We start from the raw sequence: 15,458 nt of genomic DNA, 5'->3' as shown, positions 1-15,458 counted from the left end.
AAAAAAAAAGGGGGGGGAGTGTTTTCTGGGGGGCTGGGGGGGGGGGGAAAGAAAAAAAACAAGCGGGCCCACCCCGAAGGGGGTTGGGCCGCGCCCCCCCCCGAACGAACCGCCCCCCCCCCCCCGGCACGGCTCAGAGCTGCTGCTCCTTGACGAGGTCCGCCAGGGACCCGGTGGGGATCTGCCCCTCGGGGGTGAGCCTGTCGACCGCCTGGGGCAGGGACTGCGCGAGATGGTCCGCGGCCTGCTCGGGGGTGACGCCGGCCTGGTCGGCGACCTTCTGGAGCGTGCCGTCGGGCAGCGCCTGCTGGACCTGCTCGCCGGTCACGGGCTTGTTCTCGCCGGTACCGACCCACGACTGCGCCTGGTCGGCCAGTCCGGACTTGGTCAGCATCTCCAGGAGTCCGCCCAGCGGGTTGCTGCCGTTGGCGCTGCCGGTGCCGCCGCCCAGGGACTGGAGCAGCGCGCCCAGGACGTTGCCGCCGCCGGAGGCGCCGCCCTGACCGCCGGCGTCGCCGAGGAGGCCGCCGAGCAGACTGCCGAGATCGTTACCCGCCATGATCACGCCTTTCGAGAGCGCGGCCGGGGGTCGGTCACCGCCCGGCCTCAGACCCTGCCAATGTCACTCGAATCGCCCTATTACGCCACTTGTAGTGAGAACACACCCGTGTGCCTCTGGACGCGGGAGCGCGGGTCCGCTCTCATGGCAGGAAGCTCGCGGCGCACGCTTCGTGACCCACGGCTCGTGGCTCAAGTCCCGCGGCAGAAGGCCCTATTCGGGGGAGAAACACATGAGGCGCTCCGGACCCCTCTTCACCCTTCTCACCGGCCTGCTGCTCGGCTTGTTCATGCTGTCGCTCAACGCGACGACGGGGACGAAGGGTTCGTCGTACGAGAGCGAGCCGACGCCGAGCGCGACCCCACGAGCGTCCTCCCCCGCCGCTTCGCCGAAGCCGACACCGACACCAAAGCCGTCGAAGAGCTCTCCGCCCAACGCCGACTACGCGGGCCGCACCGACGACGACTCCTCCGCCGTCGCGGTCTCCCTGCGCGACGGCAAGGCGATCGCGTACTTCTGCGACGGCCACGACAAGGAGTCGTGGCTGAAGGGCGACGTCAAGGACGACGGCAGCATGAAGCTCAGCGGCAAGCACGGCGCGAAGCTCAACGGCACGCTCGATGCCGGCCGGCGGATCCGCGGCAGCGTCGACATCGGCGGCGGGCACTACGGCTTCACCGCCGACAAGGCGATCAAGCCGTCCGGGCTGTACCGGGCGACGGCGACCGTGCGCGGCGCGAAGCTCGACGGCGGCTGGATCGTGCTGCCGGGCGGCAAGCAGGTCGGCATCCTCACCCGCGACGGCAAGGCCTCGGCCGCGCCCCGGATCGACCCGGCGACCGGCGCCGTCACGATCGACGGCAAGCAGCTCACCGCCCGGCCCGTCACCCCCTGACCGCCTCTTCCGCAGGGAGCCGTTCATGACCGTGGATCCGAACGCCGCCACCCAGGGTTTCCCCTCCCCCCAGCCGGCCCACCGCCGCCCGCGCGCGACCCGCTATCTCGTCCCGGCCCTGGTCGCCGCGGCGGTCGCCGTCGGCCTGGGTGTGTACGGCAAGGTGCACGACCCGGCCGGGACCGCCTTCAACCTCGCCGGCTTCAGCAGCTCGGGCGCGGTGAAGTCCTGGCTGGCGACAACGGCGTTCGGCTTCGCGGTCGTCCAGCTGGTGTCGGCGTTCATGGTCTACGGCAGGCTGCCGGGGCCGAGCTGGTCCGGGGTGCTGCACCGCTGGTCGGGCCGGGTCGCGTTCCTGGTGGCGGTGCCGGTGGCCGTGCACTGCCTCTACGCCTTCGGCTATCAGACGTACGAGCCGCGCGTGCTGTGGCACTCGCTTCTGGGTTGCTTCTTCTTTGGGGCATTCAGTGCCAAAATGCTCCTGCTCCGCTCGGAGCGACTGCCCGGCTGGCTGCTGCCGATCGTCGGAGGAATCGTGTTCACCGTCCTCACGGCCATCTGGCTGACGTCGGCTCTCTGGTTCTTCCGCACCTTCGGAGTGACGACATGACCTACCCCTCGGCGCGACGCACGGTTCTCGCGACGGGCGCGGCTGCCCTGCTCACGGGATGCAGCAACTACGACGACAACGGCGGCAGCAGCAGCTCCCAGGAGGCGTCCTCCACCGAGTCGTCGAAGGCGGGGGCGTCGGCCGGCGGCGAGCTCGCCAAGACGACCGACATCCCGGTCGGCGGCGGCAAGATCTTCAAGGACCAGAAGATCGTCGTCACCCAGCCCGACAAGGGCGAGTTCAAGGCCTTCTCGGCGGTCTGCACGCACGCGGGCTGCACGGTGGGCAGCGTGTCGGACGGCACGATCAACTGCCCCTGCCACGGCAGCAAGTACCGCATCGCGGACGCCTCGGTGGCCCACGGGCCGGCCACGCGCCCGCTGCCCGCGGAGAAGATCGCGGTGGAGGGAAATTCGATCCGCCAGGCATGAGGCGCCGCGTACGCTCCGGGGCATGGATCCCGAGGCCCTGGTACGCGACCACACGATCTACGCCTGTGTGATGGGTTCCCGTGCCTTCGGCCTGGCCACGGACGGCAGTGACACGGATCGTCGGGGCGTGTTCCTCGCCCCGACACCGCTGTTCTGGCGCTTCGACAAGCCCCCGGCCCACGTCGAGGGCCCGGCCGAGGAGCAGTTCGGCTGGGAGCTGGAGCGTTTCTGCACCCTCGCCCTGCGGGCCAACCCGAACGTCCTGGAGTGCCTCCACTCCCCCTTCGTCGAGCACATCGACGCCACGGGCCGCGAACTGGTCGCCCTCCGCGAGGCCTTCGTCTCGCGACAGGTCCACGAGACGTTCACGCGCTATGCCGCGGGCCAGCGCAAGAAACTCGACGCCGACGTACGCCAGTACGGCGCTCCCCGCTGGAAGCACGCCATGCACCTGCTGCGCCTGCTGATGAGCTCGCGGGACCTCCTGCGCACCGGCGTCCTGACGATCGACGTCGGCGACCAGCGCGAACCACTGCTCGCGGTGAAGCGGGGCGAGGTCTCCTGGCCGGAGGTCGAGGCGTGGATGGTCCGGCTGGCGGAGGAGGCGGACGCGGCCTCGGCCCGCAGTCCGCTGCCGCCCGAGCCGGACCACGCGCGCGTCGAGGACTTCCTGGTCCGCACCCGCCGCGCGTCAGCCCGCCAGGCGGACCCGGACGACGAACTCGTGCAGAGCGTCGTGCACGGCCGGAGCATCGGGCAGCCGTGAGCTCTCCTGCGCCTCGTCCAGCACGGCATGCAGCCGCTCCACGTCGTCCCGCACGCGCGCGTGCGGGACGTCCGCCGCGCCGTGCTCCCGCTCCGCCTTGGCGGCGATCAGGTCCGGCAGATACGCCGGAGCGTCGACCTGCCCGATGAGCGTGGGCAGATGCGCCTGCACCTCACCGCTCCGCATCAGCTGGATGCCGGTGAGCAGTACCCGGAACGTGTAGAGCAGCGGCTTGAGTTCACCGGTCTTCTCGAAGAGCCGCCACTGCGTGGTGGCAAATCCCCGGTAGTGGTGGGCGTGATGGCCGGTGAGAACGCCGGGGGCCAGCGCGACCAGTTCCGCGTGCGCCTCGCTCGTGTGCACGACCAGCGGCGAGAGGAGCTGCTCCAGCACATAGCCGTTGCGCCGCAGCATCAGCCGTACGAACTTGCGCACGTCGTGGGTGACCAGGTCCATCTCGACGCCCTCCCGGTCCCACATCCGCGACCGCGTCTCCTCCGGTTCGCGCAGTCCGACCAGGTCGGCCGCGGGCAGCAGATGAACGCCCCGCAGGTCGACGTCCGAGTCACGGGACGGGAATCCGTACAGGTGCGCGCCGGAGACGGTGGCGAACAGCACGGGGTCGGGCTGCTCGGCCACCACGGGCGTCAGGTCGATGTCCAGGGCGGTGATCATGGGTCAAGCGTCCCAGAGGGCTCCGAGGGAGACTAGGTCGCTCTGGTACTCGATGCGGTCGGCCCACTCCGTCGGCCAGGCGTCCGAGCCGTGGTGGGCGCCCGCGAAGGCGCCCGTCAGACAGGCGATGGAGTCGGAGTCGCCGGACGTGCAGGCGGCCCGGCGCAGCGCGGTGACGGGCTCGTCGACGAACAGCAGGAAGCACAACAGGCCGGTGGCGAACGCCTCTTCGGCGATCCAGCCCTCGCCGGTGGCCAGGCACGGGTCGGTCTCGGGCGAGGCGGTGCGCACGGCGTCCCGGAGCCGGTCCAGGACGGCCAGGCACTCGTCCCAGCCGCGGGCGATGAAGCGCTCGGGGGTCGGGTCGTCGCTGCGGCTCCACAGGTCGCCGAGCCAACGGGAGTGGTAGCGACTGCGGTTCTCGTACGCGTATGAGCGGAGCAGTCCGATCAGCCCGGTCGGCTCGGCGCCCTGCGCGAGCAGCCGTATCGCGTGCGCCGTGAGGTCGGACGCGGCGAGCGCCGTGGGGTGGCCGTGGGTGAGGGCGGCCTGCAACTGTGCGGCGCCCGCGCGCTGTTCCTCGCTGAGCCCCTGGACGAGCCCGAGGGGCGCGACCCGCATGTTGGCCCCGCAGCCCTTGGAGTGCGGCTGGCTGGCCTCCTGCCAGGGTCGGCCCTCGGCCTTGAGCAGACCGCAGGCGACCAGGCAGGTGTGGCCGGGCGCGCGATTGTTGTCGGGCGACTGGTACCAGTCCACGAACTCCTCGCGCAGCGGCCGCTCCAGCCTCCGCGGCCCGAGCAGCCCGCGGTCCATCGCCGTACGCAGTCCGTGCCCCACCGCGAGGGTCATCTGCGTGTCGTCTGTGACGATCGCGGGCCTGGGCAGCTCCATCTGCCGCCAGGGCCCGCACTTGGCGAGGATCGAGGGCACGTCGTTGAACTCGGTCGGGAAACCGAGCGCGTCTCCGAGGGCGAGACCGATCAGGGCTCCGGTGGCGGCACGTTTCGCGAGGGTCGTGGTGGTCATGAGGGCCGTCCTTCCGGGGCGGGGCGCAGCAGAGGTGGGTGCAGAGCGGTGGCGTCGCCCGCGCGGTACAGCGCGGCTGGCTTTCCGCGGCCGCCGGTCAGACGCGCGGCGCCCGGGACCGGTGCGACGAAGCCCGGCGTGGCGAGGACCTTGCGCCGGAAGTTGGGCCGGTCGAGGGCGGTGGCCCACACGGTCTCGTAGACCTGCTGCAACTCGCCGAGCGTGAACTCGGGCGGGCAGAAGGACGTGGCGAGACAGGTGTATTCGAGCTTGGCGCCGACGCGTTCGTGGGCGTCGGCGAGGATCCGGTCGTGGTCGAATGCGAGCGGGTCGAGCGCGTCGTACCGCAGCCACTGGGCCTGCGCCGCGTCACCACCGCCGCGCGGCTCGGGAGCGTCGGGGAGCAGGGCGGCGAAGGCGACGGAGACGACCCGCATCCTCGGGTCGCGGTCGGGCTCGCTGTAGGTGCGCAGCTGCTCCAGGTGGAGCCCGGAGAGGTCCGACAGGCCGGTCTCCTCGGCGAGTTCGCGCCGGGCGGCCGCCTCCGCGGACTCGTCCGGCAGGACGAATCCGCCGGGCAGCGCCCAGCGGCCCGCGTACGGCTCGTGCCCCCGCTCGACGAGCAGCACCTGGAGCGCGCCGGCGCGCACCGTGAGCACGGCCAGGTCGACGGTGACCGCGAAGGGTTCGAACGCGTACTTGTCGTAGCCCTCTGGCGCACTCCCCCCGGAGGCCCGGCCTTCGTCTCTTCCGCGCACACGCCCACCCCCTTTTAATAGTCAGTACGACTATAAAGAGCGCGGGTGGGCTGCCGCAACCCCCTGGGCGTGGGCGGGCCGCGCAATTCCCGTGGTGCGCAGGGGGCGGGGGTTCCCAGCAGCCCCCCAGGCGCTTCTCCCGGCCTACGGAGGCCCAGAGGCAGCCGGGCGGCCCCTCGGCCCCCCAGGGCCGTCAGACACGCATGTACGGCGATCCTGGCGACCTTGCGGGCCCAGAGACGCCCGGCCCTACGCCGTACCAGAGGAAAACGAATCGGCCGGCCCCGGAAAGAACCCGGAACCGACCGACGGAGTGCGCGAGCGCCAGAGGCTAGAGGTCGACCTCCTGCATGAGCATCCCGACCTCGGTGTTCGACAGGCGGCGCAGCCAGCCCGACTTCTGGTCGCCCAGGGTGATCGGGCCGAAGGAGACGCGCACCAGCTTGTCGACCGGGAAGCCGGCCTCCGCGAGCATGCGGCGCACGATGTGCTTGCGACCCTCGTGCAGGGTCACCTCGACCAGGTAGTTCTTGCCGGTCTGCTCGACGACCCGGAAGTGGTCCGCCTTCGCGTAACCGTCCTCCAGCTGGATGCCGTCCTTGAGCTGCTTGCCCAGGTCCCGCGGGATCGGGCCCACGATGTGCGCGAGGTAGACCTTCTTCACCCCGTACTTGGGGTGGGTCAGGCGGTGCGCGAGCTCACCGTGGTTGGTGAGCAGGATGACGCCCTCGGTCTCGGTGTCGAGCCGCCCGACGTGGAAGAGCCGCGTCTCGCGGTTCGTCACGTAGTCGCCGAGGCACTGACGGCCCTCGGTGTCCTCCATGGTCGAGACGACACCGGAGGGCTTGTTCAGCGCGAAGAACTGGTACGACTGCGTGGCCACGGTCAGCCCGTCGACCTTGATCTCGTCCTTCTCCGGGTCGACGCGCATGCCCTGCTCGACGACGATCTCGCCGTTGACCTCGACGCGGGACTGCTCGACCAGCTCCTCGCAGGCACGCCGCGAGCCGTAGCCCGCGCGCGCCAGCACCTTCTGCAGGCGCTCGCCCTCCTGCTCGGCCCCGGGGTGGGTCTTGGGCGTCTTGATCTCCGGCTTGCCGGCGTACCGGTCGCGGTTGCGCTCCTCGGCCCGCGTCTCGTACTCACGGGAACGCGCGGGCTCCGTACGGCCGCCGCGCTGCTGGCCCTGCTTGGGGCCGCCCTTGGCGCCGCCGCGGGCCGCGTTGCCGCGCCCCGACTTCGGGCCTTCGTGGGACGCGGCGGGACCCACGTCGTAGCGGCGCTCCTCGGGACGGGGCTTGCCGGCGCGCTTCGGCCTGTCGTCGCGCGCTCCCCCGCTCCTCGGCTGGGAGCCGCCCCCACCGGTCCCGCGAGGGCTGCCGCCCCCACCGGTACCGCGAGAGGCGCCACCCCCGCCGGACCCGCGAGGAGCGCCGCCTCCGCCCGTCCCGCGAGAGGCGCCACCCCCGCCGGACCCGCGAGAGGCGCCGCCTCCGCCGGACCCGCGGGGGTTACCGCCCCCACCTGTCCCACGGGGGTTGCCGCGCCCGCTGTTCCTGCCACTGCCGCTGCCACTGCTTCGCATCAAAGTTCCGTCGTCGTCGTGTCGTCTGCATCTGCATCCGGTGCGTCCGGATCGAACGACGGGACCCCTTCCAGCGTCTCAGCCTCGATCGCGTCCGCCTCGGGGAGGAAGGGCGCGAGCTCCGGGAGCTCGTCCAGGCCGCGCAGGCCCATTCGCTCCAGGAAGTAGTTCGTCGTCCTGTACAGGATCGCACCTGTTTCGGGTTCCGTGCCCGCCTCCTCGACCAGACCCCGCTGGAGGAGGGTGCGCATCACGCCGTCACAGTTCACTCCGCGCACCGCCGAGACCCTGGATCGGCTGACCGGCTGGCGGTACGCGACGACCGCGAGGGTCTCCAGCGCCGCCTGGGTGAGCCGGGCCTGCTGCCCGTCGAGCACGAAGCGTTCCACGGCCGCCGCGTACTCGGGCCGGGAGTAGAACCGCCAGCCGCCGGCGATGAGCCGCAGCTCGAAACCGCGGCCCTGGACGGTGTACTCGTCGGCCAGCTCCCGCAGCGCGTCCGCGATCTGCCGCCGCGGCCGCTCCAGGATCTTCGCGAGGTGTTCCTCGGTGGCGGGCTCGTCCACGACCATGAGGACGGCTTCCAGGGCGGGCCTGAGATCGAGGCCGGCGACGGCGTTCGGCCCTGCCGGGGTCTCGGTGGTCTCCTCGCTCACGCCTTCTCCTCCTTGACCGGCTCGGGCGGCCTGTCGAACTCGTCCGTCACCGTCGGCTGCTCGTCACTGTCGCCGCCCGTCCAGCGCACCATCAGCTCGCCCAGCGCCTCCTCCTGGTCCAGGGCGACCGCCTTCTCCCGGTAGAGCTCCAGGAGGGCCAGGAACCGGGCCACGACCGTGAGGGCGTCGTCGGTGTCCTCGACGAGCACGCGGAAACTGACCTCGCCCCGTTCCCGCAGCCGCGCCACCACGATCTCCGCCTGCTCCCGCACGCTGACCAGCGGGGCGTGGATGTGGTCGACGTAGACCTGCGGTTTGGGCTTGGGCTGCATCGCCTTCACGGCGAGCTTGGCGAAGCCCTCGGCCCCGATGCTGATGACGACCTCGGGCAGCAGCTCGGCGTGATGCGCCTCCAGCCCGACGGTACGGGGGTAGCGGCGGGCCTCTTCCTCCAGGCGCGTGTTGAAGATCTCCGCGATCTGCTTGTACGCGCGGTACTGGAGCAGGCGCGCGAAGAGCAGGTCCCGTGCCTCGAGCAGCGCCAGATCAGCCTCGTCCTCGACCTCGGCGGCGGGCAGCAGCCGCGCGGCCTTGAGATCGAGCAGCGTGGCCGCCACGACCAGGAACTCGGTTGTCTGGTCGAGATCCCAGTCCGGCCCCATCGCCCGGATGTGCGCCATGAACTCGTCGGTGACCTTGGAGAGGGCGACTTCCGTGACGTCGAGCTTGTGCTTCGTAATCAGCTGGAGCAGCAGGTCGAAGGGCCCCTCGAAATTCGAGAGCCGCACCTTGAAGACACCGTCGTCGGGCTCCGGCCCCGGAGGCTCCGACTCCGCCCCGGAGAACTCAGCCTCGGGCGCCACCACGAGGGGCTCAAGGGCAGCGGGCTCAAGCACAGCAGGCTCGAGCTCAGGCTCCACCGCAAGCGGCTCAAGCACAGCGGGCCCAAGCACAGACGGCTCAAGTTCGGGCTCCGCCAAGAACAGGTCAGGCCCGGGCCCGGGACCAGCCGCAGACGCCTCAGGCTCCGCCTCCACCGAAGGCTCGACCCGCTCCTCGATCGGAACCGGAGCCGGCACCGGGGCAGGAGGCGACGCGGGACCCACCCCCGGCCCCCGCCCCAGCGCACGCCGACGCCCGGCGGAGCCGGCGGCGGAGGAAGGCAGGTCGTTCGAGGTCATAGCCGTCGCAGGCTACCGCTACCGCCCGCGAAGCCGTCGTACGAGGATGCTCGCGTCCCCGCGCGATTCCAGATCGGCGAGCACGACGGCGACCGCCTCACGGACGATCCGCCCCCGGTCGACCGCCAGCCCGTGCTCACCGCGGAGCACCAGACGGGCGTGCTCCAGATCCATGAGCTCTTCGGCGGACACGTACACCGTGATCTTCTCGTCGTGCCGCTCCCGACCGCTGGGCCGGCGGTTGGCGCCCCGCCCGCGCTTGCCGCGTGCGGGCTGCCCGGTGGCAGAACCTTCCTGCGCCGGCTGACGTCGGCGCTCAGGGGCCGCGCCCCGGCTGCGGGACTCGCCCGCGTCGGAGTCGGAGTCGGCCGCCACATGCTCGTCGCCCTCGCCGTCGCCGCCCTGCACGGGCACCGACTGCGGCGCGTCCTCCGCGGCGGCGGCCGCGTCGCTCTCGCCCGCTGGAGCCGGCACCCGGGCCTCGCCGTTACGACGCGAGGGCGTGGACGCCTGGAGCGCCATTCCCCCGGTGGTACGGAACAGTTCGTCGGCCCCCGGCAGACTCACTCGGCGTGACACCGGGCGAGCACCTCCCTGGCGAGCTGGCGATAGGCGGCGGCCCCGACGGAGTTGGAGGCGTACGTGGTGATCGGCTCACCGGCGACGGTGGTCTCCGGGAAGCGAACGGTCCGGCCGATCACCGTGTGGTAGACGTGATCGTCGAAGGCCTCCACCACCCGTGCGAGCACCTCACGGCTGTGCACCGTGCGGGAGTCGTACATGGTGGCGAGGATGCCGTCGAGCTCCAGCTCGGGGTTGAGCCGCTCCTGGACCTTCTCGATGGTCTCGGTGAGCAGCGCGACACCGCGCAGCGCGAAGAACTCGCACTCGAGCGGCACGATCACCTTGTGAGCCGCCGTCAGGGCGTTCACGGTGAGCAGGCCGAGCGAGGGCTGACAGTCGATCACGATGTAGTCGTAGTCGGCCATCAGCGGCTTGAGCGCCCGCTGCAGCGTGGACTCGCGCGCGACCTCGGACACCAACTGCACTTCGGCGGCGGACAGGTCGATGTTGCTGGGCAGCAGGTCCATGTTCGGGACCGCCGTCTTCAGGAGAACGTCATCCGCCACCATGCCCCGCTCCATGAGCAGGTTGTAGACGGTGAGGTCGAGCTCCATCGGGTTGACGCCGAGACCGACCGAGAGCGCGCCCTGCGGGTCGAAGTCGACGAGCAGGACCCGGCGGCCGTACTCCGCGAGCGCGGCACCCAGGTTGATGGTCGACGTCGTCTTGCCGACGCCGCCCTTCTGGTTGCACATCGCGATGATCGTCGCGGGGCCGTGGTCGGTCAGCGGGCCGGGGATCGGGAAGTACGGCAGCGGACGCCCGGTCGGGCCGATGCGCTCACGGCGCTGACGGGCAGCGTCGGGCGCGAGCGTGGCCGCGTACTCGGGATCGGGCTCGTACTCGGCGTCGGGGTCGTAGAAGTGCCCCTCGGGCAGTTCGTCGTAGTCGGCGAAGTGGGTGTGGTTCTCGCCACTTCCGCTGCCGGCCATGGCGTTCACGTGATGGCCATCCATGCTCTGGTGTGCTGTCTGAGTCATCCGGGGACTCTTTTGCGCTGCGAAGGTTCGGACAGCGACGGAGCCGACAGCCTCGAGCCCCGTGGGGCCCTGGCCCCGCGCCGGCATTCCTGGTTGACCACCCCCGGGAGTAAATGTCGACTCATTCACAAGTCGTCTTACCTCCTTGGTGACCAGGAAACTTCTAGATAGGTCAGCGTGGCACCATGCCGACGGTTGGCGACTCTATGGCGTGTCACCGGTCCGCAGCAACACAATCCGCCGGACCCGACCCGATGTGTCGGTAACCGAACACCCCTCTGTCAAGGGCGTAGGGCCGTCGCACGGCAGGTTTCCCGGGTGTGCGAATCGGTTAAAGAGTTACGTTCGTGGCGAGTTGAACGAGTGTCGCAAAGTGACCCGACACACATCCGGCCGGACCTTGTCGGGCAAGGTCCGGCCGGGTGCGCGGTGTTGACGACCTCTGTTGACGTATCGCCTTTTACCAGCTGATGACTTAACCGAGCAGGGCCTCCAGCTCGACGTGCTCAAGGCCGTGCGACTCGGCGACCTCGCGGTAAACGACCTTGCCGTCATGCGTGTTGAGACCCTTCGCCAGCGCGGGGTCACGGCGCAGCGCCTCGACCCAGCCGCGGTTGGCGAGCTCGACGATGTACGGCAGCGTGGCGTTGGTCAGCGCGTACGTCGAGGTGTTGGGCACCGCGCCGGGCATGTTGGCGACGCAGTAGAAGACCGAGTTGTGGACCGGGAAGGTCGGCTCGGCGTGGGTGGTGGGACGCGAGTCCTCGAAGCAACCGCCCTGATCGATCGCGATGTCGACAAGAACACTTCCCGGCTTCATGCGCGACACGAGCTCGTTGGTGACCAGCTTCGGGGCCTTGGCGCCCGGGATCAGCACCGCGCCGATGACGAGGTCCGCCTCGAGGCAGGCCTTCTCCAGCTCGAAGGTGTTGGAGACGACGGTCTGGATCTTCGTACCGAAGATCTTGTCCGCCTCCTTGAGCTTGTTGATGTCACGGTCGAGCAGGGTCACGTGGAAGCCCATGCCGATGGCGATCTGCGCGGCGTTCCAGCCGGAGACGCCACCGCCGATGACGACGGCCTTGGCCGCCAGCACACCCGGGACACCGCCCGGCAGCACCCCGCGGCCGCCGTTGGCCCGCATCAGGTGGTAGGCGCCGACCTGCGGAGCGAGGCGGCCCGCGACCTCGGACATCGGGGCGAGCAGCGGCAGCGCGCGGCTGGGCAGCTCGACCGTCTCGTACGCGATCGCCGTGGTGCCGGACTCCAGGAGCGCGTCCGTGCACTCCTTGGACGCGGCCAGGTGCAGGTACGTGAAGAGCGTCTGGTCCTTGCGGAGACGGTGGTACTCCTCCGCGATGGGCTCCTTGACCTTCAGCAGCAGGTCGGCGGCGGCCCAGATCTCGTCGGCGGTCTCCAGGATCCGGGCGCCGGCAGAGATGTACTCGTCGTCCGTGATCGAGGAGCCGACACCGGCGTTGCGCTCGACGACGACCTGGTGGCCGTGGCGCACCAGCTCGTGCACGCCGGCGGGGGTGATGGCCACCCGGAACTCGTTGTTCTTGACCTCGCGGGGGATACCGACCTTCACGTCGATCACGGTCCTTGGCTCAGAGGGTTCTGGGGCTATGCGTGCCGGGGCGATCAAGCCAGGCATTGCATGACATACCCGACGCACGGGAGCACACCGGGAGACACCACGAAAGGACGCGGCGGAGCCAGTCTAATGAAGGGATTCTCTCTGTCTAGCCTTTCAATGCATCAATCTTCAGTGGATGCACTACGGATTTCGCAGGCGTTAGCGCCTTGTTCCATGGCCGATGTGCTCTCCGGCAGCTCATCTCCCAGCATGCGCTCCGCCGCACTGCGGTGCAGCTGGGCAGCGACCGGGTCGCCGAGCCGGTCCAGGGTGTCGGCGAGCCTGAGCTGCAGCGCGGCCTGCAGACGCACGTCTTCCGCGCGGCGGGCCAGGTCGACCGCCTCGTGGCAGGTGTACAGCGACTCCTCGGGCCGGCCCGCGTACTCCTGGACCCGTGCCAGCTCGCTCAACGCCCGTGCCTGGGCCGCGACATCGCCGTTCCTGCGGTGTCCGGTGACGGCCGAGCGCCAGTTGCGCAGCGCCTCGCCGTAGCGGCCCGCATAGGTGTGCACGGCGGCGATCCGGCCGTACAGCCGGGCCGCCTCCACCCGCTCGTCGCGCGCGAGGCGCTCGGCGAGCGCTCTGCCGTACCAGTCGGCGGCCCGGTCGTAGTCCCCCAGCTCCTGGTGGGCGCCGCCTACGGATTCCATCGCGCGGCCGGTCGCGTACGGGTCGTTCGCCTCGCGTCCGGCGTCCAGCGCGGCCCGGTAGCGGGTGAGCGCCTCGGCCGTACGGCCCGTCTGCGCGTCGAGATCCGCGAGGTTCAGCAGCGCCGCGGCCTGCTCCCGGGGCAGACTGCGGCGCTCGGCGACGTCCAGGACGAGCCGGTGGATGCCGTACAGCTCGGGCGCGGCCGCCTGCGTACCGACGTGCGCGACCATGGCCCGTACGAGGGCGGCCATCAGACGGCGGGCCAGCGTGTCCAGCTCGCCGTCGGCCACCGCCGTGCGGGCCGCGGCGAGCAGGGCGGGCTGCCGGATGCGAAGCCAGTCGGCGGCGGCCCGCGGGCTGGGAAAACGCAGGTCGCGGGGCAGACCGGAGAGCTTCTCGCGGGCGGGCGGATTGTCCGTCTCGGTGATCGCACGGCAGGACACCAGCAGCCGTACGGTCCGCTCGAGCATCCGGGCGCGGGCCAGCTGGAGCTCCGCCGGGCGGTCCTGGCTCCCGGCGAGGGCGCGCAGCAGCGGCAGCAGACAGCCGGGCACCTCGAACTGGGGCAGCGGCGACTCCACCCGCCGCAGGAGGCCGAGCTTGGCGAAGTCCTCCAGGGTGGTTCGGGCCGCGTGCAGGGAGCAGCCGGCCAGCGCGGACGCCGTGTGGGGGTCGACGATGCCGGCCGGGGCGAGGGAGAGCAGTCGCAGTATCCGGGCGGCGGCGCTGGGCAGCGAGCCGTACACGATCCGGAAGACGCGGGCCAGCGGCGTCCCCTCGTCGCCCTCGGTCCGCAGGTGTTTGGCCAGGTCGGCGACGGCCGCCTTGGGCCGGGAGGCGAGCCAGCCGCCGGCCAGCACGAGGGCGGCCGGCTGACCCGCGCAGACCTCGACGAGCCCCTCGGCGGCGCGCGGGTCGACGGTGATGCGGACCGAGCCGGTGAGCCGGCCGAGCAGATCCAGTGCGGACTTGGTGTCGAGGCCGCCCAGGGTGCAGGGCCGGACGTCCGCGATTCCGGTCAGCGGGCCCTCGGATACCGCGACGACCAGGCAGTCGGGGGTGTCCGGCAGCAGGGCGTCGACCTGCTCGGCGGTCGCCGCGTCGTCGAGCAGCAGCAGGGCGCGGCGGTCGGCCAGGACCCCGCGCAGCGCCTCGGTGAGGTCGTCCTCGGCGGCACCCGGCGGGGTGGCCACGTCCAGGGCGGTGAGCAGGGCCCGTGCGGTGCGTTCGGTGGGCACCGGCGTGCCGTCGGGCTCGGTGAGCCGGGCCCGCAGGACCCCGTCGGGGTAACTCTCGGCGACCTGCTGTACGAGCTCCTCGGCAAGCGCCGTACGGCCGAAGCCGGGCCGGCCCGCGATGAGCAGCACGCGTGCGCGAGGAGCCTTGCGCCCGGACAGGGTGTCCAGTCCCGCGCGCTCGATGTCGACCCGGAGTTCCTTCAACTCTCTTGTACGGCCCAGGAACTGATCCCCCGTGGGAACGGACTCGGCAGCCGGGCACGCCTCCTGTGCCGACACGTCCGTGCCGTCGGTGTCCACTGCCTGATCCGTCACGGGCCACACTCCCGTCCCACTGCGCGCGCCAGCCCGCCGGGACTCCGGACGGGGCGTTTTCAGAGCCTAGTTCACGCTCTGCGACGATCCGGGCGGAGCGCGGCGGCGAGGTCCCCCGATCGGATCAGGCGATCGTCACACCGGGGTCCCCCGGATGGGTGTGTGGGCCCCTCGGACCCCGGGACCGGGCGCTTCGGACGCCGGCCGCGACGTGGCGGCCTCAGGCCTCGAAGGGCCGGGCCGGCCAGGGCGCCTCCGCCGGGCGCAGCGCGTCGAGTCCGTCGCCGCTGCGGGCGGCGACCAGCGAAAGGACGCCCACGACCAGGCAGTTGTTGTGCAGGTCACCGGCGAGCACCCCGTGCACGAGCTCGTCGACGGTCACCCGCGAGAGTTCCATGTCGGCCTCTTCGTCCTCGACCTCGAAGCGCTGCCCCTCGGCCTCGGACAGATCGCGGGCGAGGAAGATGCGGACGGCTTCGTCGCAGCCGCCGGGCGTGGTGTAGACGTCGGCCAGCACCCGCCAGTCCTCGGCCTTGACGTGCGCCTCTTCGTAGAGCTCGCGCTGGGCGGCGTGCAGCGGGTTCTCGCCGGGGATGTCGAGCAGCCCGGCCGGGATCTCCCACAGCTTGTGGCGTACGGGGTGGCGGTACTGGCGGATCACCAGCACGCGCCCCTCGTCGTCGAGGGCGAGGACGGCCACGGAGCCGGGGTGGACCTGGTAGTCACGGCGGGCGACCGACCCGTCGGGCATGACCACGTCGTCCGTGCGAACCGAGGTCTTGTTTCCCACGAAGGGGGTCTCGGTGACCCTGACCTGCCACTCCTCGGCGGAGTCCTTGATCGTCATGTCGCCCTGTTCCTCCTGCACA

At 71.1% G+C, this 15,458-nt stretch carries 16 protein-coding genes; 4 read left to right on the top strand and 12 right to left on the bottom strand.

Going from position 1 to position 15,458, the window contains the following annotated elements; translation table 11 throughout:
• Positions 1-133: 133 nt before the first annotated feature.
• Positions 134-559: a YidB family protein gene (locus ACFWM2_RS40255; protein ID WP_383291329.1), complete on the bottom strand. Its 426-nt coding sequence runs from the start codon at positions 557-559 to the stop codon at positions 134-136.
• Between the two features lie 232 nt (positions 560-791).
• Between ACFWM2_RS40255 and ACFWM2_RS40250 the strand changes: the two genes are divergently transcribed.
• Genes ACFWM2_RS40250 through ACFWM2_RS40235 form a run of 4 tightly spaced genes read left to right on the top strand, consistent with a single transcriptional unit; the run spans position 792 to position 3,261 of the window.
• Positions 792-1,454, top strand: a complete 663-nt coding sequence (locus ACFWM2_RS40250; RefSeq protein WP_383291327.1) for a hypothetical protein — start codon at positions 792-794, stop codon at positions 1,452-1,454.
• A 25-nt stretch (positions 1,455-1,479) separates the two neighbouring features.
• On the top strand, positions 1,480-2,064 hold the full coding sequence (locus ACFWM2_RS40245) for a DUF6529 family protein (protein ID WP_383291325.1): 585 nt from the start codon (positions 1,480-1,482) through the stop codon (positions 2,062-2,064).
• On the top strand, positions 2,061-2,495 hold the full coding sequence (locus tag ACFWM2_RS40240; RefSeq protein WP_383291323.1) for a Rieske (2Fe-2S) protein: 435 nt from the start codon (positions 2,061-2,063) through the stop codon (positions 2,493-2,495). Before ACFWM2_RS40245 ends, ACFWM2_RS40240 begins: the two co-directional genes overlap by 4 nt.
• A gap of 22 nt (positions 2,496-2,517) precedes the next feature.
• Complete coding sequence (locus ACFWM2_RS40235; protein ID WP_383291321.1) at positions 2,518-3,261, top strand: DNA polymerase beta superfamily protein; 744 nt, start codon at positions 2,518-2,520, stop codon at positions 3,259-3,261.
• Here ACFWM2_RS40235 and ACFWM2_RS40230 read toward each other — a convergent pair.
• The 11 genes from ACFWM2_RS40230 to ACFWM2_RS40180 all read right to left on the bottom strand — a co-directional run bounded on the left by ACFWM2_RS40230 (position 3,187) and on the right by ACFWM2_RS40180 (position 15,436).
• Positions 3,187-3,936, bottom strand: a complete 750-nt coding sequence (locus tag ACFWM2_RS40230; protein WP_383291319.1) for a DNA polymerase beta superfamily protein — start codon at positions 3,934-3,936, stop codon at positions 3,187-3,189. The genes ACFWM2_RS40235 and ACFWM2_RS40230 overlap by 75 nt on opposite strands.
• Before the next feature lie 3 nt (positions 3,937-3,939).
• Positions 3,940-4,962 carry an ADP-ribosylglycohydrolase family protein gene (locus ACFWM2_RS40225; protein WP_383291317.1) on the bottom strand — a complete coding sequence of 341 codons (1,023 nt, stop codon included), beginning with the start codon at positions 4,960-4,962 and terminating at the stop codon, positions 3,940-3,942.
• A complete protein-coding gene (locus ACFWM2_RS40220; protein WP_383291315.1) occupies positions 4,959-5,720 on the bottom strand; it encodes an NUDIX domain-containing protein in 762 nt (253 codons plus the stop codon). The genes ACFWM2_RS40225 and ACFWM2_RS40220 overlap by 4 nt, the downstream gene beginning before the upstream one ends.
• Positions 5,721-6,051: 331 nt before the next feature.
• Positions 6,052-7,305: a pseudouridine synthase gene (locus tag ACFWM2_RS40215; protein WP_383291313.1), complete on the bottom strand. Its 1,254-nt coding sequence runs from the start codon at positions 7,303-7,305 to the stop codon at positions 6,052-6,054.
• Positions 7,305-7,961: an SMC-Scp complex subunit ScpB gene (scpB, locus tag ACFWM2_RS40210; protein WP_383291311.1), complete on the bottom strand. Its 657-nt coding sequence runs from the start codon at positions 7,959-7,961 to the stop codon at positions 7,305-7,307. The genes ACFWM2_RS40215 and scpB overlap by 1 nt, the downstream gene beginning before the upstream one ends.
• The gene (locus ACFWM2_RS40205) at positions 7,958-9,142 is read right to left on the bottom strand and encodes a segregation and condensation protein A (protein WP_383291309.1); all 1,185 of its coding nucleotides are present in this window, start codon (positions 9,140-9,142) and stop codon (positions 7,958-7,960) included. The genes scpB and ACFWM2_RS40205 overlap by 4 nt, the downstream gene beginning before the upstream one ends.
• An 18-nt stretch (positions 9,143-9,160) precedes the next feature.
• Positions 9,161-9,721 (bottom strand): hypothetical protein, encoded by a 561-nt coding sequence (locus ACFWM2_RS40200; protein ID WP_383291307.1) that lies wholly within the window; start codon positions 9,719-9,721, stop codon positions 9,161-9,163.
• The gene (locus ACFWM2_RS40195) at positions 9,706-10,833 is read right to left on the bottom strand and encodes a ParA family protein (protein WP_383291305.1); all 1,128 of its coding nucleotides are present in this window, start codon (positions 10,831-10,833) and stop codon (positions 9,706-9,708) included. Before ACFWM2_RS40195 ends, ACFWM2_RS40200 begins: the two co-directional genes overlap by 16 nt.
• 388 nt (positions 10,834-11,221) lie before the next feature.
• Positions 11,222-12,346 carry an alanine dehydrogenase gene (gene ald, locus ACFWM2_RS40190; protein WP_383291303.1) on the bottom strand — a complete coding sequence of 375 codons (1,125 nt, stop codon included), beginning with the start codon at positions 12,344-12,346 and terminating at the stop codon, positions 11,222-11,224.
• A 161-nt stretch (positions 12,347-12,507) separates the two neighbouring features.
• Complete coding sequence (locus ACFWM2_RS40185) at positions 12,508-14,589, bottom strand: tetratricopeptide repeat protein (protein ID WP_383291301.1); 2,082 nt, start codon at positions 14,587-14,589, stop codon at positions 12,508-12,510.
• A 220-nt stretch (positions 14,590-14,809) separates the two neighbouring features.
• The gene (locus ACFWM2_RS40180; protein WP_383291298.1) at positions 14,810-15,436 is read right to left on the bottom strand and encodes an NUDIX domain-containing protein; all 627 of its coding nucleotides are present in this window, start codon (positions 15,434-15,436) and stop codon (positions 14,810-14,812) included.
• Positions 15,437-15,458: the final 22 nt, after the last annotated feature.

The organism is Streptomyces sp. NPDC058371, from assembly GCF_042723265.1.
Classification (GTDB): Bacteria; Actinomycetota; Actinomycetes; order Streptomycetales; family Streptomycetaceae; genus Streptomyces.
This window is presented reverse-complemented; position numbering and strand designations above follow the sequence as displayed.

Coding starts and splice junctions, on each gene's coding strand:
- ACFWM2_RS40255 (WP_383291329.1), bottom strand. CDS start 559: ATGGCGGGTAACGATCTCGGCAGTCTGCTCGGCGGCCTCCTCGGCGAC.
- ACFWM2_RS40250 (WP_383291327.1), top strand. CDS start 792: ATGAGGCGCTCCGGACCCCTCTTCACCCTTCTCACCGGCCTGCTGCTC.
- ACFWM2_RS40245 (WP_383291325.1), top strand. CDS start 1,480: ATGACCGTGGATCCGAACGCCGCCACCCAGGGTTTCCCCTCCCCCCAG.
- ACFWM2_RS40240 (WP_383291323.1), top strand. CDS start 2,061: ATGACCTACCCCTCGGCGCGACGCACGGTTCTCGCGACGGGCGCGGCT.
- ACFWM2_RS40235 (WP_383291321.1), top strand. CDS start 2,518: ATGGATCCCGAGGCCCTGGTACGCGACCACACGATCTACGCCTGTGTG.
- ACFWM2_RS40230 (WP_383291319.1), bottom strand. CDS start 3,936: ATGATCACCGCCCTGGACATCGACCTGACGCCCGTGGTGGCCGAGCAG.
- ACFWM2_RS40225 (WP_383291317.1), bottom strand. CDS start 4,962: ATGACCACCACGACCCTCGCGAAACGTGCCGCCACCGGAGCCCTGATC.
- ACFWM2_RS40215 (WP_383291313.1), bottom strand. CDS start 7,305: ATGCGAAGCAGTGGCAGCGGCAGTGGCAGGAACAGCGGGCGCGGCAAC.
- ACFWM2_RS40205 (WP_383291309.1), bottom strand. CDS start 9,142: ATGACCTCGAACGACCTGCCTTCCTCCGCCGCCGGCTCCGCCGGGCGT.
- ACFWM2_RS40195 (WP_383291305.1), bottom strand. CDS start 10,833: ATGCCGGCGCGGGGCCAGGGCCCCACGGGGCTCGAGGCTGTCGGCTCC.
- ACFWM2_RS40180 (WP_383291298.1), bottom strand. CDS start 15,436: ATGACGATCAAGGACTCCGCCGAGGAGTGGCAGGTCAGGGTCACCGAG.